Origin of the sequence: Sporosarcina sp. P26b, assembly GCF_002743245.1 — a bacterium.
Lineage (GTDB): Bacteria > Bacillota > Bacilli > Bacillales_A > Planococcaceae > Sporosarcina > Sporosarcina ureae_C.
In genome coordinates this window covers 43,211-58,729 of record NZ_PDYW01000015.1, presented here as the reverse complement: position 1 = coordinate 58,729, position 15,519 = coordinate 43,211, and the positions used below count along the sequence as shown (strand labels likewise).

General features: G+C 43.3%; 14 protein-coding genes. 6 read left to right on the top strand and 8 right to left on the bottom strand.

Annotated elements, in window-relative coordinates:
- Positions 1-295 precede the first annotated feature (295 nt).
- From CSV69_RS12260 to CSV69_RS12250, 3 genes are read right to left on the bottom strand one after another with little or no spacing between them, the layout of a single operon-like run.
- Entirely contained in the window at positions 296-2,095 is a 1,800-nt protein-coding gene (locus tag CSV69_RS12260; protein WP_369823958.1) for an acyl-CoA dehydrogenase family protein, read from the bottom strand.
- Between the two features lie 33 nt (positions 2,096-2,128).
- Entirely contained in the window at positions 2,129-3,304 is a 1,176-nt protein-coding gene (locus CSV69_RS12255; RefSeq protein ID WP_085426825.1) for an acetyl-CoA C-acetyltransferase, read from the bottom strand.
- 27 nt (positions 3,305-3,331) lie between these two features.
- Positions 3,332-5,755, bottom strand: a complete 2,424-nt coding sequence (locus tag CSV69_RS12250) for a 3-hydroxyacyl-CoA dehydrogenase/enoyl-CoA hydratase family protein (protein WP_483315699.1) — start codon at positions 5,753-5,755, stop codon at positions 3,332-3,334.
- Between the two features lie 169 nt (positions 5,756-5,924).
- Here CSV69_RS12250 and CSV69_RS12245 point away from each other — a divergent pair, with 169 nt between their 5' ends.
- Positions 5,925-6,245 (top strand): thioredoxin family protein, encoded by a 321-nt coding sequence (locus CSV69_RS12245; protein WP_085426827.1) that lies wholly within the window; start codon positions 5,925-5,927, stop codon positions 6,243-6,245.
- A 253-nt stretch (positions 6,246-6,498) separates the two neighbouring features.
- Positions 6,499-7,014: a C39 family peptidase gene (locus CSV69_RS12240; protein ID WP_099625726.1), complete on the top strand. Its 516-nt coding sequence runs from the start codon at positions 6,499-6,501 to the stop codon at positions 7,012-7,014.
- On the opposite strand, the gene CSV69_RS12235 is transcribed toward CSV69_RS12240, so the two are convergent.
- Positions 7,003-7,890, bottom strand: coding sequence for a 5'-3' exonuclease (locus tag CSV69_RS12235; RefSeq protein WP_099693568.1), 888 nt, complete (start codon positions 7,888-7,890; stop codon positions 7,003-7,005). The two genes, CSV69_RS12240 and CSV69_RS12235, sit on opposite strands and share 12 nt — an antisense overlap.
- Before the next feature lie 116 nt (positions 7,891-8,006).
- On the opposite strand from CSV69_RS12235, the gene CSV69_RS12230 reads away from it, so the two are divergent.
- Both CSV69_RS12230 and CSV69_RS12225 read left to right on the top strand, forming a co-directional pair.
- Entirely contained in the window at positions 8,007-8,534 is a 528-nt protein-coding gene (locus tag CSV69_RS12230; protein ID WP_085426830.1) for a hypothetical protein, read from the top strand.
- Positions 8,535-8,561: 27 nt separating this feature from the next.
- Positions 8,562-9,209 (top strand): hypothetical protein, encoded by a 648-nt coding sequence (locus CSV69_RS12225; protein ID WP_099693567.1) that lies wholly within the window; start codon positions 8,562-8,564, stop codon positions 9,207-9,209.
- A 60-nt stretch (positions 9,210-9,269) separates the two neighbouring features.
- On the opposite strand, the gene CSV69_RS12220 is transcribed toward CSV69_RS12225, so the two are convergent.
- The 4 genes from CSV69_RS12220 to CSV69_RS12205 all read right to left on the bottom strand — a co-directional run bounded on the left by CSV69_RS12220 (position 9,270) and on the right by CSV69_RS12205 (position 12,743).
- On the bottom strand, positions 9,270-9,956 hold the full coding sequence (locus CSV69_RS12220; protein ID WP_099693566.1) for a DNA alkylation repair protein: 687 nt from the start codon (positions 9,954-9,956) through the stop codon (positions 9,270-9,272).
- Positions 9,957-9,976: 20 nt separating this feature from the next.
- Positions 9,977-10,360 (bottom strand): CotY/CotZ family spore coat protein, encoded by a 384-nt coding sequence (locus CSV69_RS12215; protein ID WP_158232670.1) that lies wholly within the window; start codon positions 10,358-10,360, stop codon positions 9,977-9,979.
- Between the two features lie 133 nt (positions 10,361-10,493).
- The gene (locus CSV69_RS12210; RefSeq protein ID WP_099693564.1) at positions 10,494-11,513 is read right to left on the bottom strand and encodes a YheC/YheD family endospore coat-associated protein; all 1,020 of its coding nucleotides are present in this window, start codon (positions 11,511-11,513) and stop codon (positions 10,494-10,496) included.
- Positions 11,514-11,519: 6 nt separating this feature from the next.
- On the bottom strand, positions 11,520-12,743 hold the full coding sequence (locus CSV69_RS12205; RefSeq protein WP_099693563.1) for an ATP-grasp domain-containing protein: 1,224 nt from the start codon (positions 12,741-12,743) through the stop codon (positions 11,520-11,522).
- 315 nt (positions 12,744-13,058) lie between these two features.
- Between CSV69_RS12205 and CSV69_RS12200 the strand changes: the two genes are divergently transcribed.
- Both CSV69_RS12200 and CSV69_RS12195 read left to right on the top strand, forming a co-directional pair.
- On the top strand, positions 13,059-14,459 hold the full coding sequence (locus tag CSV69_RS12200) for an FAD-binding oxidoreductase (protein WP_099693562.1): 1,401 nt from the start codon (positions 13,059-13,061) through the stop codon (positions 14,457-14,459).
- The gene (locus CSV69_RS12195; RefSeq protein ID WP_099693561.1) at positions 14,456-15,430 is read left to right on the top strand and encodes a bile acid:sodium symporter family protein; all 975 of its coding nucleotides are present in this window, start codon (positions 14,456-14,458) and stop codon (positions 15,428-15,430) included. The genes CSV69_RS12200 and CSV69_RS12195 overlap by 4 nt, the downstream gene beginning before the upstream one ends.
- Positions 15,431-15,519 lie beyond the last annotated feature (89 nt).

The window sequence follows — 15,519 nt, the reverse complement described above, 5'->3', positions numbered from 1 at the left end:
CCTTGACACCCCGAATCATACCAAGGGGACTTTTCTATTTCAATAGGGTTCCACTAACCAAACAGGAATGCTCCCGATGGATCAGCTCGAAAGGAGAGACAACCAAAAGAGAGCGCAGCGAACTGGTTGGCTCACCGAGAGCCCATGGGAAAGCGTCCGCCAACTGGAGCTTCCATCCCGAACCACTCACAAACTCACTCACTGCTCCTTTGCTCTTGCTTTGGAACTTGAACTTAAACAATTCCAGAAACAACAAAAAACGCCCCACGTAGGAGGCGTTATGTCTGAGCTATAATTATACGATATACTTCTCTGCTTCGATCAGCTTCTCAGCCGCTTCACGCTTCTTCGCAATCAAGTTATACGGATTGTTACGAGTCAACTTACGCAACGCCGAAATCATCATGCGCTGGTTGTCGCCGTCTACTGCTGCAAGCAATGTCTCTTTTGCTGCCGCTTCGATGCGTCCGAACGCTTCTTGACAGAAGATCTGTGTATAAAGAAGCTTCTGGTTCTCTTTCTCTTCGCCGTTCTTGTTGATCGCTTTCTCCGTACGAAGCAATGCAGACTCCATACCGAATAGATCATTCGCAATATCTGCGATGTTCACAAGAATCTCTTGCTCTTGATCCAACTTCGTGCCATAACGCTGTGCTGCAAGTCCTGCAACCAAGATGCCGATTTTCTTCGCGTTCTTCACAAGCGCCTTCTCTTGAGCCAATGCTTCGTCGCCCACTTCTTCCGGCATAAGCATTAACAACTCTTCTTGCAATGCTTGTGCTTGTTGAAGCAATGGCAATTCGCCTTTCATTGCTTTCTTCAAGAATGTGCCTGGAACGATCATTCGGTTGATTTCATTCGTTCCTTCGAAAATACGGTTAATACGTGAGTCGCGGTAGATACGCTCTACTTCGTACTCAGCCATGAAGCCGTAACCGCCGTGGATTTGAACTGCTTCATCCGAAATGTAATCCAACACTTCTGAACCTACTACTTTATTGATAGAACATTCAATTGCGTATTCAGCAATGGAAGCCGCCACTTTTGCGCCGTCTTTTTGCTCTTCAGGGCTCATCGCCGCGTTACGCTCTTCGAAGTATCCAACTGTACGATAGATCAAGCTTTCTGTTGCGTACAACATAGAAGCCATCGTACCGAATTTTTCTTTCGTTAAGTTGAATGAAGAAATCGGTGTGTCGAACTGCTTACGCTGATTCGCATATTTGATAGCCAATTCAAGTGCACGCTTCGATCCGCCGATTGTACCTACTCCAAGCTTGTACCGACCGATGTTTAGAATGTTGAACGCGATCACGTGTCCGCGACCAATTTCACCTAATAAGTTTTCAACAGGTACTTCTGCGTCTTCTAGAATCAACGTACGTGTAGAAGATGATTTGATACCCATTTTCTTCTCTTCGGGTCCTACTGAAACGCCTGGATATTCTTTTTCTACGATAAACGCTGTGAACTTGTCGCCATCTACTTTTGCGTAGACTACGAATACATCAGCAAATGCAGAGTTTGTGATCCACTGTTTTTCACCGTTCAGTACATAGTGTGTACCTGCAGCGTTTAATTTAGCAGTGGTCTTCGCGCCTAATGCGTCTGATCCTGAGCTTGGCTCTGTCAATGCATAAGCGGAAATTTTCGCTCCACTTGCGGAGTTTGGCAAGTACTTCATTTTTTGTTCATGGTTACCGAATAGAACGATCGGTAATGTACCGATCCCTACGTGCGCTCCGTGAGTGATTGAGAAGCCGCCTGCCACTGATAATTTCTCCGCAATCAATGCAGATGAAATCTTATCTAGTGCAAGTCCCTCATACTCTTCTGGAATATCTGCTGCTAGAAGACCTAGATCTCCAGCTTTCTTCAGCAATGTTACAGAGTTTTCAAATTCATGGTTCTCTAGCTTTTCAATTAACGGTGTTACGTCGTTTTTTACGTACTCTTCCGTTGTTTTGGCAATCATCTTTTGCTCATCTGTGAAGTCCTCTGGTGTAAATACGCGACTTGCGTCCATATCCTCAGTTAAAAATGCGCCACCTTTTACGAATTCAGTCATAGTAGTTCCCTCCATAGCTTTAGTCATATAATTTCCCCCTATTGTTTGTCTGTATTATTTTTATAGAACTTCGAACACTCCAGCTGCTCCCATTCCGCCACCGATACACATCGTGACGACACCGTACTTTTTGCCTTGGCGTTTCAATTCATTAATTAATTTCAACGTCAAAATAGTTCCTGTTGCGCCTAGTGGATGACCTGATGAAATCGCGCCACCATTGACGTTCACTTTATCTGTATCAAGTCCTAGTTCGCGAATAACTGCGAGCGACTGAGAGGCAAATGCTTCATTGAGCTCAAAAAGATCGATATCTTCAATAGATAAACCTGCAAGCTTCAATGCTTTAGGCACAGCTACAATCGGTCCGATCCCCATCACTTCTGGTGGAACGCCGCCTACTGCGAATGAAAGGAATTTTGCCATCGGCTTCAAGCCGCGCTGTTCAGCAACTTCTCGATCCATTAATAAGACCATTCCTGCACCGTCAGATGTTTGTGACGCGTTACCAGCTGTTACGGAACCTTTCGCTGCGAATGCCGGACGTAATTTCCCCAGTACTTCCGTCGTCGTGCCAGGACGCACGCCTTCATCCATTTCGAATAAAACCGTCTTTTCCTGATACTTGCCGTCTGCATCGACAAAACGCTTCGTTACTTCAACAGGTACAATCTCATCAACAAATTTATTTTCTTTGATTGCCGCTTCCGTACGTTTATGTGATTCGACTGCGAACGCGTCCTGATCTTCACGTGAGATACCATACTTTTGCGCCACTTGCTCGGCTGTATGTCCCATTCCCATATAATATTCAGGCGCTTCTTCTGCTAATTTAAAGTTTGGACGAATCGTGTTTCCCATCATCGGAACCATACTCATCGATTCAACGCCACCTGCTAAGACAGCTTCTGAGTGACCGAGCATGATTCGCTCTGCTGCATAGGCGATCGACTGTAAGCCAGATGAACAAAAGCGGTTGACCGTTACGGCTGGTGTCGTATCCGGTAACCCTGCCAATGCGCCAATATTACGCGCTACGTTCATTCCTTGTTCCGCTTCAGGCATGGCACAACCGATGATTAAATCATCGATCGGTCCATCATAATTCCCTGCACGCTTCAATGTTTCCTTTATAGTCAACGCCCCAAGATCATCCGGACGGACAGTTGCCAAAGAACCTCTTCCTGCTTTTCCAATCGGTGTTCGAGCACCGGCTACAATTACTGCTTCGCGCATTCTGTTTCCTCCTTTAACTATCTCTCATCAGTTACGTAACGGCTTACCCTTGACCAGCATATGCTGCATACGCTGCTGTGATTTCGGTTCTGCTACTAAACTTAAAAATGCTTCGCGTTCTAAATCAAGTAAGTACTGCTCATCAACACGTGTGCCGTACGGGATTTTTCCGCCTGCTAGCACGTACGCGAGTTTCTTCGCAATTTTCAAATCATGTTCGCTAATGAATCCAGAACCGTACATGCCTTCAGCTGCTAGCAATAATGTCGCATAGCCCGAATCGCCTGTTACAGGAACTTTCGCTCGCTTTGGTGCAACGTAGCCTGCTTCAAATAAAGCCAGTGCTGCTTGCTTCGCATCATAAATCTGGTGATCTGGATTGACACTTATGCCGTCTGCAAAGTCGAGGAAGTTATTCTCTCTTGCTTCGTCAGCCGATGTTGAAACTTTCGCCATCGCGATCGATTCGAATACTTTATTCGCAATATGTTGATAATCAGTAGGTACACCGTTCGGTAAACCTTTCAGATGCTTCTGATACAAGTTGACGTTTCCGCCACCTCCAGGAATCAAGCCTACCCCTACTTCAACAAGTCCCATATACGTTTCCATAGATGCCTGAATATGTGCAGCTGGAAGACAAACTTCCGCCCCGCCACCTAGCGTCATCTGGAATGGTGCCACAACAACCGGCTTGCCACTATATTTAATCTTCAACATCGCATTCTGGAATGAACGGATGACAAAGTCGAGTTCAAAGATATTATCATCTTGCGCTTCCATTAAAATCATGCCTAGGTTTGCGCCGACACAGAAGTTTTTCCCCTGATTCCCGATCACAAGCCCTTTGAAGTTCTTCTCCACTTCATCTACCGCGAAGTTGATCATCTGAATGATGTCTAGACCAATAGCATTTGATTGTGAATGGAATTCTAGTAGAGCTACGCCATCGCCAAGATCGATCAAGCTTGCGCCAGAATTTTTCTTGATCACGCCGTGCTTTTTCTTATACTGCTTCAAGTTGATAGCTTTCTCATTTACTTGCACAACCTGATAGTCCGAGCCGTCGAAGTAGTACGTGTCGCCATCCTCTTCTTTATAGAAAGTTTCATAGCCTTTATCGAGCAATGACTGAACGAATTCAGGAATTTCCTTACCTTCTTCTTTTAGCATGTCAACAGACTTCTTCACGCCGATTGCGTCCCAAATTTCAAACGGTCCTTGCGTCCAGCCGAAGCCCCATTTCATTGCGTTGTCGATCGAAACGATATCGTCAGCAATTTCTCCATGAAGTTGGGCAGCATATAGCATTGTCGGTGTTAATGTATTCCAAAAAATCTCGCCTGCACGATCTTTTGCATACAGCAATGTTTTCACTTTGTTAGCTAGTCCTTTTTGCTGTTTTGCCATTTCGATTGAAGGCGCTTTCATTTTCTGTGTAGGAATATATTCTAATGTCTTCATATCGAGTTCAAGAATATCTCGGCCTTCTTTAACGTAGAAGCCTTGTTTCGCCTTCGCACCGATCCAGCCATTATCAATCATTTTCGTAACGACGTCTGGCAGTTCGAAGATTTTTTGCTCTTCACCTGTCGTTTGATCGTAGACGTTTTTCGCAACGTGCATATACGTGTCTAGTCCCACTACATCCAATGTACGGAATGTTGCGGATTTCGGACGACCGATCAATGTACCTGTAATTGAATCGATTTCTCCGATTGTATAACCGCGTTCTAGCATTTCATGCAATGTCACTTGTAAACCATACGTACCGATTCGGTTGCCGATAAAGTTTGGTGTATCTTTCGCAATGACGACTCCCTTACCTAAACGATCCTCACCGAACACTGTCATGAACTCGACAACTTCAGGTGATGTGGTTTTTGTAGGAATAATCTCAAGCAATTTTAAGTATCTTGGAGGATTGAAGAAGTGTGTGCCAAGGAAGTGTTTCTGGAAATCTTCCGAACGTCCTTCTGTCATCGCTTCAATACTAATACCCGATGTATTGGATGAAATGATGGTGCCTGGCTTTCGCACATTTTCAATCTTTTCATATAAACTCTTTTTAATATCAAGGTTTTCTACGACGACTTCAATGATCCAATCTACGTCTTTCAATTGATCCAAATGGTCCTCGAAATTTCCTGGTGTAAGTAATGCTAAGCTTTTCTTCGTTGTCAGAGGTGCCGGCTTTTGTTTTTGTAATTTCTCCAATGCTGTAGCCGCAAACTTATTACGGAACTTTGGATCGTCATACGTTAATCCTTTGGCCTCGTCGTCTGCACCTAATTTCGGTGGTACGATATCCAATAAAAGTACGGGAATGCCAATATTCGCTAAGTGTGCTGCAATACCAGAACCCATAACTCCAGATCCTAAAACTGCCGCTTTTCTAATTTGATAAGTCACGTGCAATCCTCCCCTTATGTTCTTTGAATGAACACTCATTCATTTATAGCGTAAAAAAAATACGCATTGCCTATAATTGCTAGTATAAATCATTTGAAACTATTTCGCAATATTTATTTCATATTTAATCTGACTTTTTAAAATAAGCACTTTAATTCCCAATGCTTTAGAATCATTGTACACTATTCATTGAATGGAGGCGATAGAAATGAAAGAAATTAAAACAGCAAGTGAGTTTGAAGAAATCATTGCGAGCGACAAACCAGTGCTTGTGAAGTTTGAAGCTGGCTGGTGCCCTGACTGTAAGCGTATGGACATGTTCATCGATCCAATCGTTGAAAAATACGATACATACACATGGTATGATGCGGATCGCGACGTTATTCCTGAAATCGCTGAGAAGTATGAAGTCATGGGTATTCCAAGCTTGTTAGTCTTCAAAAATGGTGAAAAGCATGCACACTTGCATAGTGCGTTTGCGAAGTCACCTGAACAAGTTATGGCGTTCTTAGATGAAGTAAAGATCTAAAGATGGTAATAAAAATGCTGAGAGCCTCTAGGTTCTCAGCATTTGTTTTATAGTTTAGTTTGAAGGTCTAAGAGTGGTTGCGTGGCGGCTATGAGCGGTTAACACGGCTGATAGAGCGCTCAACGGCCTGGATAGGGCGGTCGCGCGGTTGGCTAGAGCAGTCTAACCGGTTACATAGAGCGGTCACGCGGATTCATTGAGCATTTCAGCATTCCCAGCCCCATAACATACCCACTAAAAGGAGGCATTCAGCATGTCCAAATACATAGAAGTGAAAGGCAAATCACAATATGATCACGACATTGAACCACGCTATCGTCCATCGGCTTGCGGGCCTGTTACAGCGTATGTATTGTTGCGCCATTTCTTTCCCACCGAACAAACTCCTTCTATTAATGAGCTGTATCGAACATTAGGTAGTACGAAGATTGGTTTGCCTACTTGGCGGTTTGTTCGTAGGCTGAACCAAATGCTCGGCTCGCAATGGAATGTGAAAGTTTGTACTGTACAGCAGGCAATTGAACAGATCGATGAAGACCGTCCTGTTGCGTTGAAATTTGATAAATGGTTCAAATTCAAATGGCGTAGTCGTTTTTCATTCAATTACCACTGGGTCGTAATGGTTGGCTATGAATATGTAGACAATCAACTGCTTGTACTCGTTCATGATCACGGTGGCAGAAATAGCGCGAGCCGTGTACGCTCTATCCCTTATGAGCCGAATAAAAAGATTTTGACGTTTGTTACGATCGAACCGTTAAAACGGTGAAACCGGTAGGCCTTGTTTTGCAATCATGGAGTAGCCCTGTTCTTCCATTACTTTGGCGGTTTCTACCGTGAACTCGGGAATGATCAATTCTTCTAGCGGATCATCCAGCTTGATTTCACAATGAATCGTTGCGAGATCTCTTGATATCATCAACATCTCTTCTTCTGCGTTTAGCTTCTTTTGCAAACCTGCCGTTAAGTTTTCTTTCGCTGCAAGCACGCCATCGACCGAACCATACTCCTGTATGAGCTTCAATGCCGTCTTCGGTCCAATCCCCTTCACACCAGGATATCCGTCGCTCGAATCTCCAGTAAATGCTTTCATATCAATAAATTGCTTCGGCGTAATTCCATACTCTTCTATAAAACGAGCTTCCGTGTATTCATCATACTGCGTGAATCCTTTTTTCGTTAGCGCAATCGACACATCCGGTTTCAACAACTGGAGTAAATCTTTATCCCCCGATACTACGGTCAATTTGGCTTCGTCTTTCCACGTTTCAACTAGCGAACCAATCAGATCATCCGCTTCCATGTTCTTAATTCCATAACTCTTCCATCCTAGCGTTTCCGATACTTCGCGTGCCATATCGAACTGTGGAATTAATTCTGGTGCAGGTGCTGGGCGATGCGCTTTATAGTCTGCGAATAATTCATTACGAAATGTTTTCGATCCCATATCCCAGCACACCGCCAAATGTGTCGGTTGGAAAATCGAGATGGCACTCATCGTGTGACGTGCAAACCCTTGTACCCCGTTCGTCGGTACATCCATTGCATTGCGGAAAAACTGACCACTATGTGCCGTTGCAAAAAACGAACGGAACAAGAGCGCCATTCCGTCTACTACTAAAATATGCGGTTTATTTTCATTCATTATAGTCCACTTCCTTCACCTATAGTTTAGCACAGCTGTCGAAAGAAGAGAGAATAAGGTCAAATGACTATCAGGCTGCATATGATAAAACGAATAGAAAAAGGAGGCGTAATGAGTTGAATCCACAAGATGAATTTATGTGGTATCCACAATACACAGATCAAAATTGGCAAGGTGCTGATCCACAAGGCTTCTCTACAGCGCAATCGTTTTCACCTTGGCAACCTTGGTTTTCAGGATCACAAGGTTTTCCAGGTATGCAGTGGTTCCCAGGTATGCCAGGATTCCCGGGGTCATCTGGTTTTCCACAGCAACCTAATTTCCCTGGACAGCAACCCGGTAGACCAGGAGGCAATCAAGGGTCACCCAATCAAGGTGGGCAGGCGGCCGCTCCTACTACTCCGCCACCGAATCAAGTTCCAAGTTACCCGGAATTCCAGACGTTCGCGGTAGATCCAGGTGCCATTGCGGGTTGCTTGTATCGCTTTACGTATGTATGGACATCTCGACGCAATGGATTCTGGTTCTACCCGACATTCGTCGGTAGACAATCCGTAGCAGGTTTTCAATGGAACGCGCGAAGATTCCGCTGGGAGTATATCGGTATTGACTTACAACGTATCGATCAGTTTCGTTGTGTTTGAAACAAGTAGAAAAGAAGGAGTGATAGTTTGAGTCAGCAGAATGAAGGTATGTGGTATCCGCAGTTGCCTGATGGTTATCCAGGGCGACAGCAAGAGACGTATCAACAGCATCAACCGCAACATGGTCAATATCCACAACATGGGTGGCAAGGTGGAAATACCCCTGGTTATCCGCCACCCAATCAACAGAATCCTCAATGGCCACCTGGTTATCCAGGACAGCAGCCAGGATATCCTGGGCAACATCACGGGCATACACCACAACCAGGATATCCCGGGTACCCTCAACAACCTTCATATCCAGGGTATCCTAGTCAACCAGGACATCATCAACAGCATTATCCCGGACAGCAGCCAGGTCATCAGCATGGCCAGCCAGGTCATCAACACGGACACCAAGGTGGTCAACCACAACAAAGTGCACCGACTTTTGCTCCACCAAGCCAAACGCCGAGTTATCCCGATGCCCATTTACGTGCAGTCGACCCAGGCGGAATAGCCGGATGTCTGTACCGTTACACGTATGTATGGACTTCGCGGAATAATGGATTCTGGTACTATCCAACATTCGTTGGCAGAACTTCGATTGCCGGCTACCGATGGGATCCACGCCATTACCGATGGGAGTATTATGGATTAGATTTAAAGAAAATCGATTCGTTTAGATGTACGTAAAATGAAATTTGAACACATATAACATCTCAACAAAAAACCTGACTATTTGTCAGGTTTTTGTCATTTCCTTTTCATACCACGAATGATCTCCTTCACGTCTGCCCCTACCCGTGTCGATTCCGTGATTTTCTGCAAAGCTTTATTATACGTAAACAAATCCAATGAGTGATCCCCTGTTAAATACTTCATCGTCTGATCGGGCAACTTCACAAAACAAATAGATAGCGCCCATGCAACTGCCATTTTTGCATAATATCCCTCATGTTGTACATCATCTAGTAAATCAAGAACTCTGTCGATATAGTCAGGTTCAATATAATAATCAAGCAACATGACTATACCGAAGCGGAGTTCATACTCCTTGTCGGAAATCAGATACGGTTGAAGGAATGACCATACACGTTCTTTATTTTGCTTGGTGAATTTTAACCCTGTACAAAAACTGTCGCAAACAGACCAGTTATCTATTTTGGGTACAAATGTCTCTACATACGTCAAAAGTTCCTCTACATCCGCATTTGCATATCCAATGACTAAACCTTGTAACATCACTTCTTCAAAGTACTCGTCATTCGCAGTTTGCAAATATGTCCGCCAGTCACCTTTTGCAATCTCCTTTGCAAGTTTGCGGAGTTCCGGCATGCGCACTCCGAGTACATTATCGATATTCGGTATGAGCGCGGATATAAACTTCTGATAGCTAGCCTCTTGTAGTTCAAAAATTTGTTTTCTGATCGTGTCTTGCATAAAGTATCACCTTTTACGTTTTATTTTTTCGGTTCAATAATAGGTAGTGGTCTATTGACTAGTTTAGGTGGGAGAGGTGTGATAGTGCAAAAGCAATTGATATTGACTATGATACAGCTTTTTGTCTTCTTGAGGGAGTAAAGTTCTTCGCAGTCTTCCACTGGATTCCCTTCCATATCGACTGGCTCGAGTAAGGTCAGAGTCGCGCAACATGTATCTATATCGATTTTTTCCAATCTGAAATATGGAGTCTTTATACATTGATAGTGAGCACTGAACGGCTTTTGTAATGTACAGTCATGCAGTGTAAAGGGGATTGTATCGTAGACAGGTAGTGAACAGACAAATTGTAATCCATGGCCGAATTTCTTCATCATCTCTTGTTCTTCCAGTAATTTTTTCATTGCTAGACAAATCACACTAGGTTCATTCATCATTTTCCTTCCCTTCATATATACGTATCTCTTATATATATGCCAAAGTAGAATGACAGGTTAGGTTTGGGCAAGCATGAATGGATAATTATTTGAAACCTTATTAAGTTGATTCATTTTTCTTGGCGACATACATGGCATAAGGAATATGGTTCTTTGCTATAGCGAGTATGAAATCTACGCATCCAGGTCTCCAATTCACCTCGAAGATCCATAGCTTATTATTTTCATCGACACCTATATCAATACCAAGCTCATCGAATTCCACGTCATAAGTACTTTCGAATTCATTCGTGAAGTGCTCAGCAAATTCCTCTAAAGTTTTTTTCATATTCATCCACTCATCGTCAAATTCTCTTTGTAAAAATGATTTAAACTCGCCCTTACTACCGCCACGTGAAAGATTACTAGTTACTCGATCCATCGTACCTATCCGAGGGAAAATGATTGGAATTACCCATTTACCCTCTCTGTCCTTTTGAACATGCAGTCTAAAATCATACGGATTCCCATCTTTTGTTCGGCATAATATATACGGCTGAACCAAATAGTCTTCCTCACTGAGTAAGTTTTGAAGTTCGGAAATAAGTTGTTTTCGATTTGTAGTTGTCTTCTCTGTATCAACTACTTTATGAAACTGCTCTCCATCTTGCTCTATGAACCAAATTCCCTTCCCCTGACTGCCGGATACTGGTTTGATAATTACTTTTTTATATTTTGTCAAAGCCTCTAATACATCCTTCGGTTGATCCACCCGTATAGAAGGGATCAAATACTCCTCAAATCCTGACATTTGACTAATTCTCTTATAGACACTCATTTTATTGCCAACTGGTTGTGAAGTGAAAGGAACCATTTCACTCAATTTATTGTAGACGGCGTTATCTTCATCGGTTTTCATCCCGTATGAATTGAAAATGACATCCGGGAACAACAATTCTTTTTGAATCCATTCGCCCTCTTCATAAACATAACCTGAAATTACTTTTGTCGTAAAATTAACATCGCGTGGTGAAAAGTAATAAAAATTTATTCCTTCCATTTTAGCAACAGCTGCCCAGGCGAAAGCTTTATCTACTTTGCTTGGGTGTTTCTTTGAATGCAACATTCCTACTGTAATCATCTGCGCTCACTCCTCATTCGTTTCTATATAGAACTTGATATTCTGCGCTGCATGCAAGGCATTTTGTTTCGCTTTTGATGCTGAATCGCCCGAAGCTATGACGTAACCATATCGATTTCCCATCGAAGTGGGTGGAGTCATGAACGTGCCTTTACGTGGCTTCACGTAGACTTCACGCACACCTTCATACATCATGGCATTGTTTTTTCCTGTCACTTTCAGTAATGTACCGTAAGCATTCACGGTAATATAATGCGTATAAATATGATTTTCGTGCCTTTTCTTTAAATTCATTTCTTCACCGATAAATAGCTTCAATGTCTCTTCCATCAAATTGATTCCATATGCCTCTTCTATCATACGATTCATGGCACCGCCTGAAATTCTTGGGTTCAATTCAATCAACTTCCAGGTATCCCTGACATATCGTAGTTCTAGGTGGCAGGCTACATTTTTCGCTCCGAGATCTTTGCAAATGGATTCCACTGTTTTGAAAAGCTTGTCATATAAGCTTTTCTCTAGTGTTAGTTGAAAATCATAACCGGTAATGATGAACTTCAAGTCTTTTTGAATGTCCTGTTTAATCACTGCAACTAGGTGGTGCTCCCCGTCAACCACTACAAGTTCAACTAAATATTGAGGTCCATCCAAGTATTCTTCAACGACAATTTGCTGGCCAGGGTGGACTTTCAACATGCCCTTCATGACACGCATCATTTCTTTTCGATCTTCAACGAGATATACGTCTCTTGATGCCTTTGAAAGTGGCGACTTGATGATGAGGGGAAATACCTCCTGTTCGATGATGAACTGTTTCAAATTTGCCGATGTTTCATAAATCATAAACTTAGGTGTCGCTTCGTTCTTGGCTAATGCTGTTCTAGTTAATACTTTGTCCTCCATTTTCAGATAGGCATCAGCGGAAATTTTCGAATCGCAAAATTCATTCGCAAGATGGGCAGTCATCGAAACAAATGGATCTACGAAACTGAAAATCCCTTTCAACTTCATTCCCGACTTCTGTAATGAATGAATCTGTTGACGAATCACCACTTCCGTTAGGCTGTCAACATGAATCATATGTGTAACTTCGGGAAACTCTTCCCTTTGCTCGAGATACTTCATATTCTCGGTTAGCAAGACCGTTACATAGCCTATCCTTTCCGCAGCCTTTATGGCCTCTCTGCTCGAACCACTCTTCGTGGTTTCCACAAACAAAATACTATCCATTTCACACTCTCCTTCGTCAAAGCCTGTTATTCATTTGCATATGTTAATGAAAATACAAACAAAACAGTCACTTATTTTGGCGTTCTTTTAATCATATGAAAGAGTACAGCTAGTCGGATAGGCCTTCGAACATGCGTATATATAGTTTTTTGCATCTGCGAAGTATTGAATGAAAAAAGAATAATATGAAAACTATTATTGAATTGTTCAAATTAGCAAGTATAATAGTATAATGTCCGCTAGAATAGTTATAAAATTCTAATCAATGGAACTACTTTTAACCAAATGAATTCAACATATAAGGAGAGAACAACTATGACAGCAACTACTGAGAAAATCGTCCAAGCCCTGAAAGAGGTATTAACCGATGAACAAGTGACGATCAATGAAACCGTGCGCGAACTTCATGGTAAAGATGAGTCTTACCATACGATGAAACTTCCGGATATTGTGGCGTTCCCTTCGTGTACGGAAGACGTAAGCAACATCATGCGCGTCTCGAAGGAACTGAACGTTGCGGTCATTCCATTCGGACTTGGCTCAAGTCTAGAAGGTAGTGTCATCCCAGATAACGGTGGGATCACAATAGACTTTTCAAACATGAACGCGATTCTAGATGTGCGCGCAGAAGATTTCCTTGTTACTGTACAACCGGGCGTTACGCGTACCCAATTAAATAAGGAACTGAAGAAACATGGGTTATTCTTCTCTGTCGATCCAGGAGCAGACGCGACACTTGGTGGCATGGCTGCAACGAATGCTAGCGGTACGACTTCTGTCAAATACGGCGTCATGCGCGATCAAGTACGTGATCTGGAAGTCGTTACGGCTGACGGAACTGTTATACATACTGGTAATAAAGCAGCTAAATCTGCGTCAGGTCTCCATTTGAACGGATTATTCGTCGGCTCTGAAGGAACACTTGGTTGCTTCACTGAGCTGACATTGCGCGTCTATGGTATTCCAGAATTCACAACGGCAGCTCGCGCATCCTTTCCTTCTGTAAAAGATGCGGTAGAAGCCGTAGTATCCATCCTGCAAGCTGGCATTCCAATCGCGCGCGTAGAATTAGTCGACGAACCATCGATGCGTCAAGTAAATATATTCAGTGAAACGGATTATAAAGAACAGCCAACACTATTCCTAGAATTCCATGGCAATGAAGCCGGACTTCAACAAGATGTCGAATTCACGAAAGAAATTGTGGCGGATCATCACTGTGAAAACATTGAGTTTGAAACGGACAATGCCGAACGCAATCGATTGTGGGAAGCTCGACACAACTTGGCTTATGCTTTCATTCACGGCAACCCAGGTAAGAAGCTAATGGTGACGGATGTGTGCTTGCCTATTTCAGAACTAGCCGATGCAGTCAATCATGCGCGTGAAGTCGTTGAATCACTGAATATGCCGGGCGGAATTGTGGGCCACGTAGGTGACGGCAACTTCCACGTACTATTGATGATGGACGTCAACGATCCAGTTGAAATTGCCAAAGCGGACGAGTTGAATGAAAAAATTGTTCTGTATGCACTCGAGCGTGGCGGTACATGTACAGGAGAGCATGGCGTAGGAATCGGCAAACAGAAATACCAGCAACAAGAACATGGCGCTGCACTTCTAGTCATGCAGAAAATCAAACAGGCTCTCGATCCGGATCATTTACTCAATCCAAATAAAATCTTCCACCTTGATTCTGAGGTGACGAAGCCATGAAAGCACTCGAAGCCATTAGTTCTATAGCCGGAAAGTTCTTTGCATTTTGGGTCATCATTGTTGCGGTTATTGCATTCATGTTCCCTAGTCCATTTCTTGGATTAGGTGCCTATATCACAATTTTACTAGGCGTCGTCATGTTTGGAATGGGACTGACGTTACGCGCTGTAGACTTCAAAATCATTTTGACTAATCCGCTACCCGTGATTATCGGGGTTGCCGCACAATTTGTTGTTATGCCATTGGTTGCTTTCGGTTTAGCCTATTTATTGAAGCTACCACCTGAACTAGCAGCTGGCCTTGTATTACTTGGATCTGTTCCAGGCGGTACTGCTTCAAATGTTATGGTCTATCTGGCAAAAGGGAATCTTGCATTATCTGTCGCTATGACGTCCCTTTCCACATTATTGGCACCACTCGTCACACCGTTATTGTTATTATTGTTAGCAGGTCAATGGCTTCCGGTAGATGCGTTGTCGATGTTTAAGTCGATCGTACAAGTGATTATCATTCCAATCGTTCTTGGGCTACTCATTCAACGGTTCTTCCCTGGAGCGGTTGCAAAAAGTGTATCCGTCGTACCGATTATCTCTGTTGTTGCCATTCTCATCATTGTCGCTGCGGTTACTTCCGCGAATGCAGGCAATGTAGCGAGTTCAGGCTTCATCGTATTTATCGCGGTGTTCCTGCATAACGGCATCGGATTACTACTCGGCTATCTAATTGCGCTCGGACTTGGATTAAATGAAAACGACAGACGCGCCATCTCACTAGAAGTCGGGATGCAAAACTCAGGTCTTGGTGTAGCACTCGCTACTGCTCACTTCGGGCCACTCGCAGCCCTCCCAAGTGTTTGGGGTGCCATCTGGCATAATATCTCTGGCCCGATTCTAGCAACCATTTGGTCAAAAAAGCCGATTGGCGATACCCAAGAAGATCATGTGACGAACCAAGTGAAAGTACATTCATAAAAAAAGAATCCGCCAGACCTCGATCTTTTTGTCGAAGTCTAGCGGTTTTTATACATTATGGTAAAATATATAAATTTTTTATTACAATT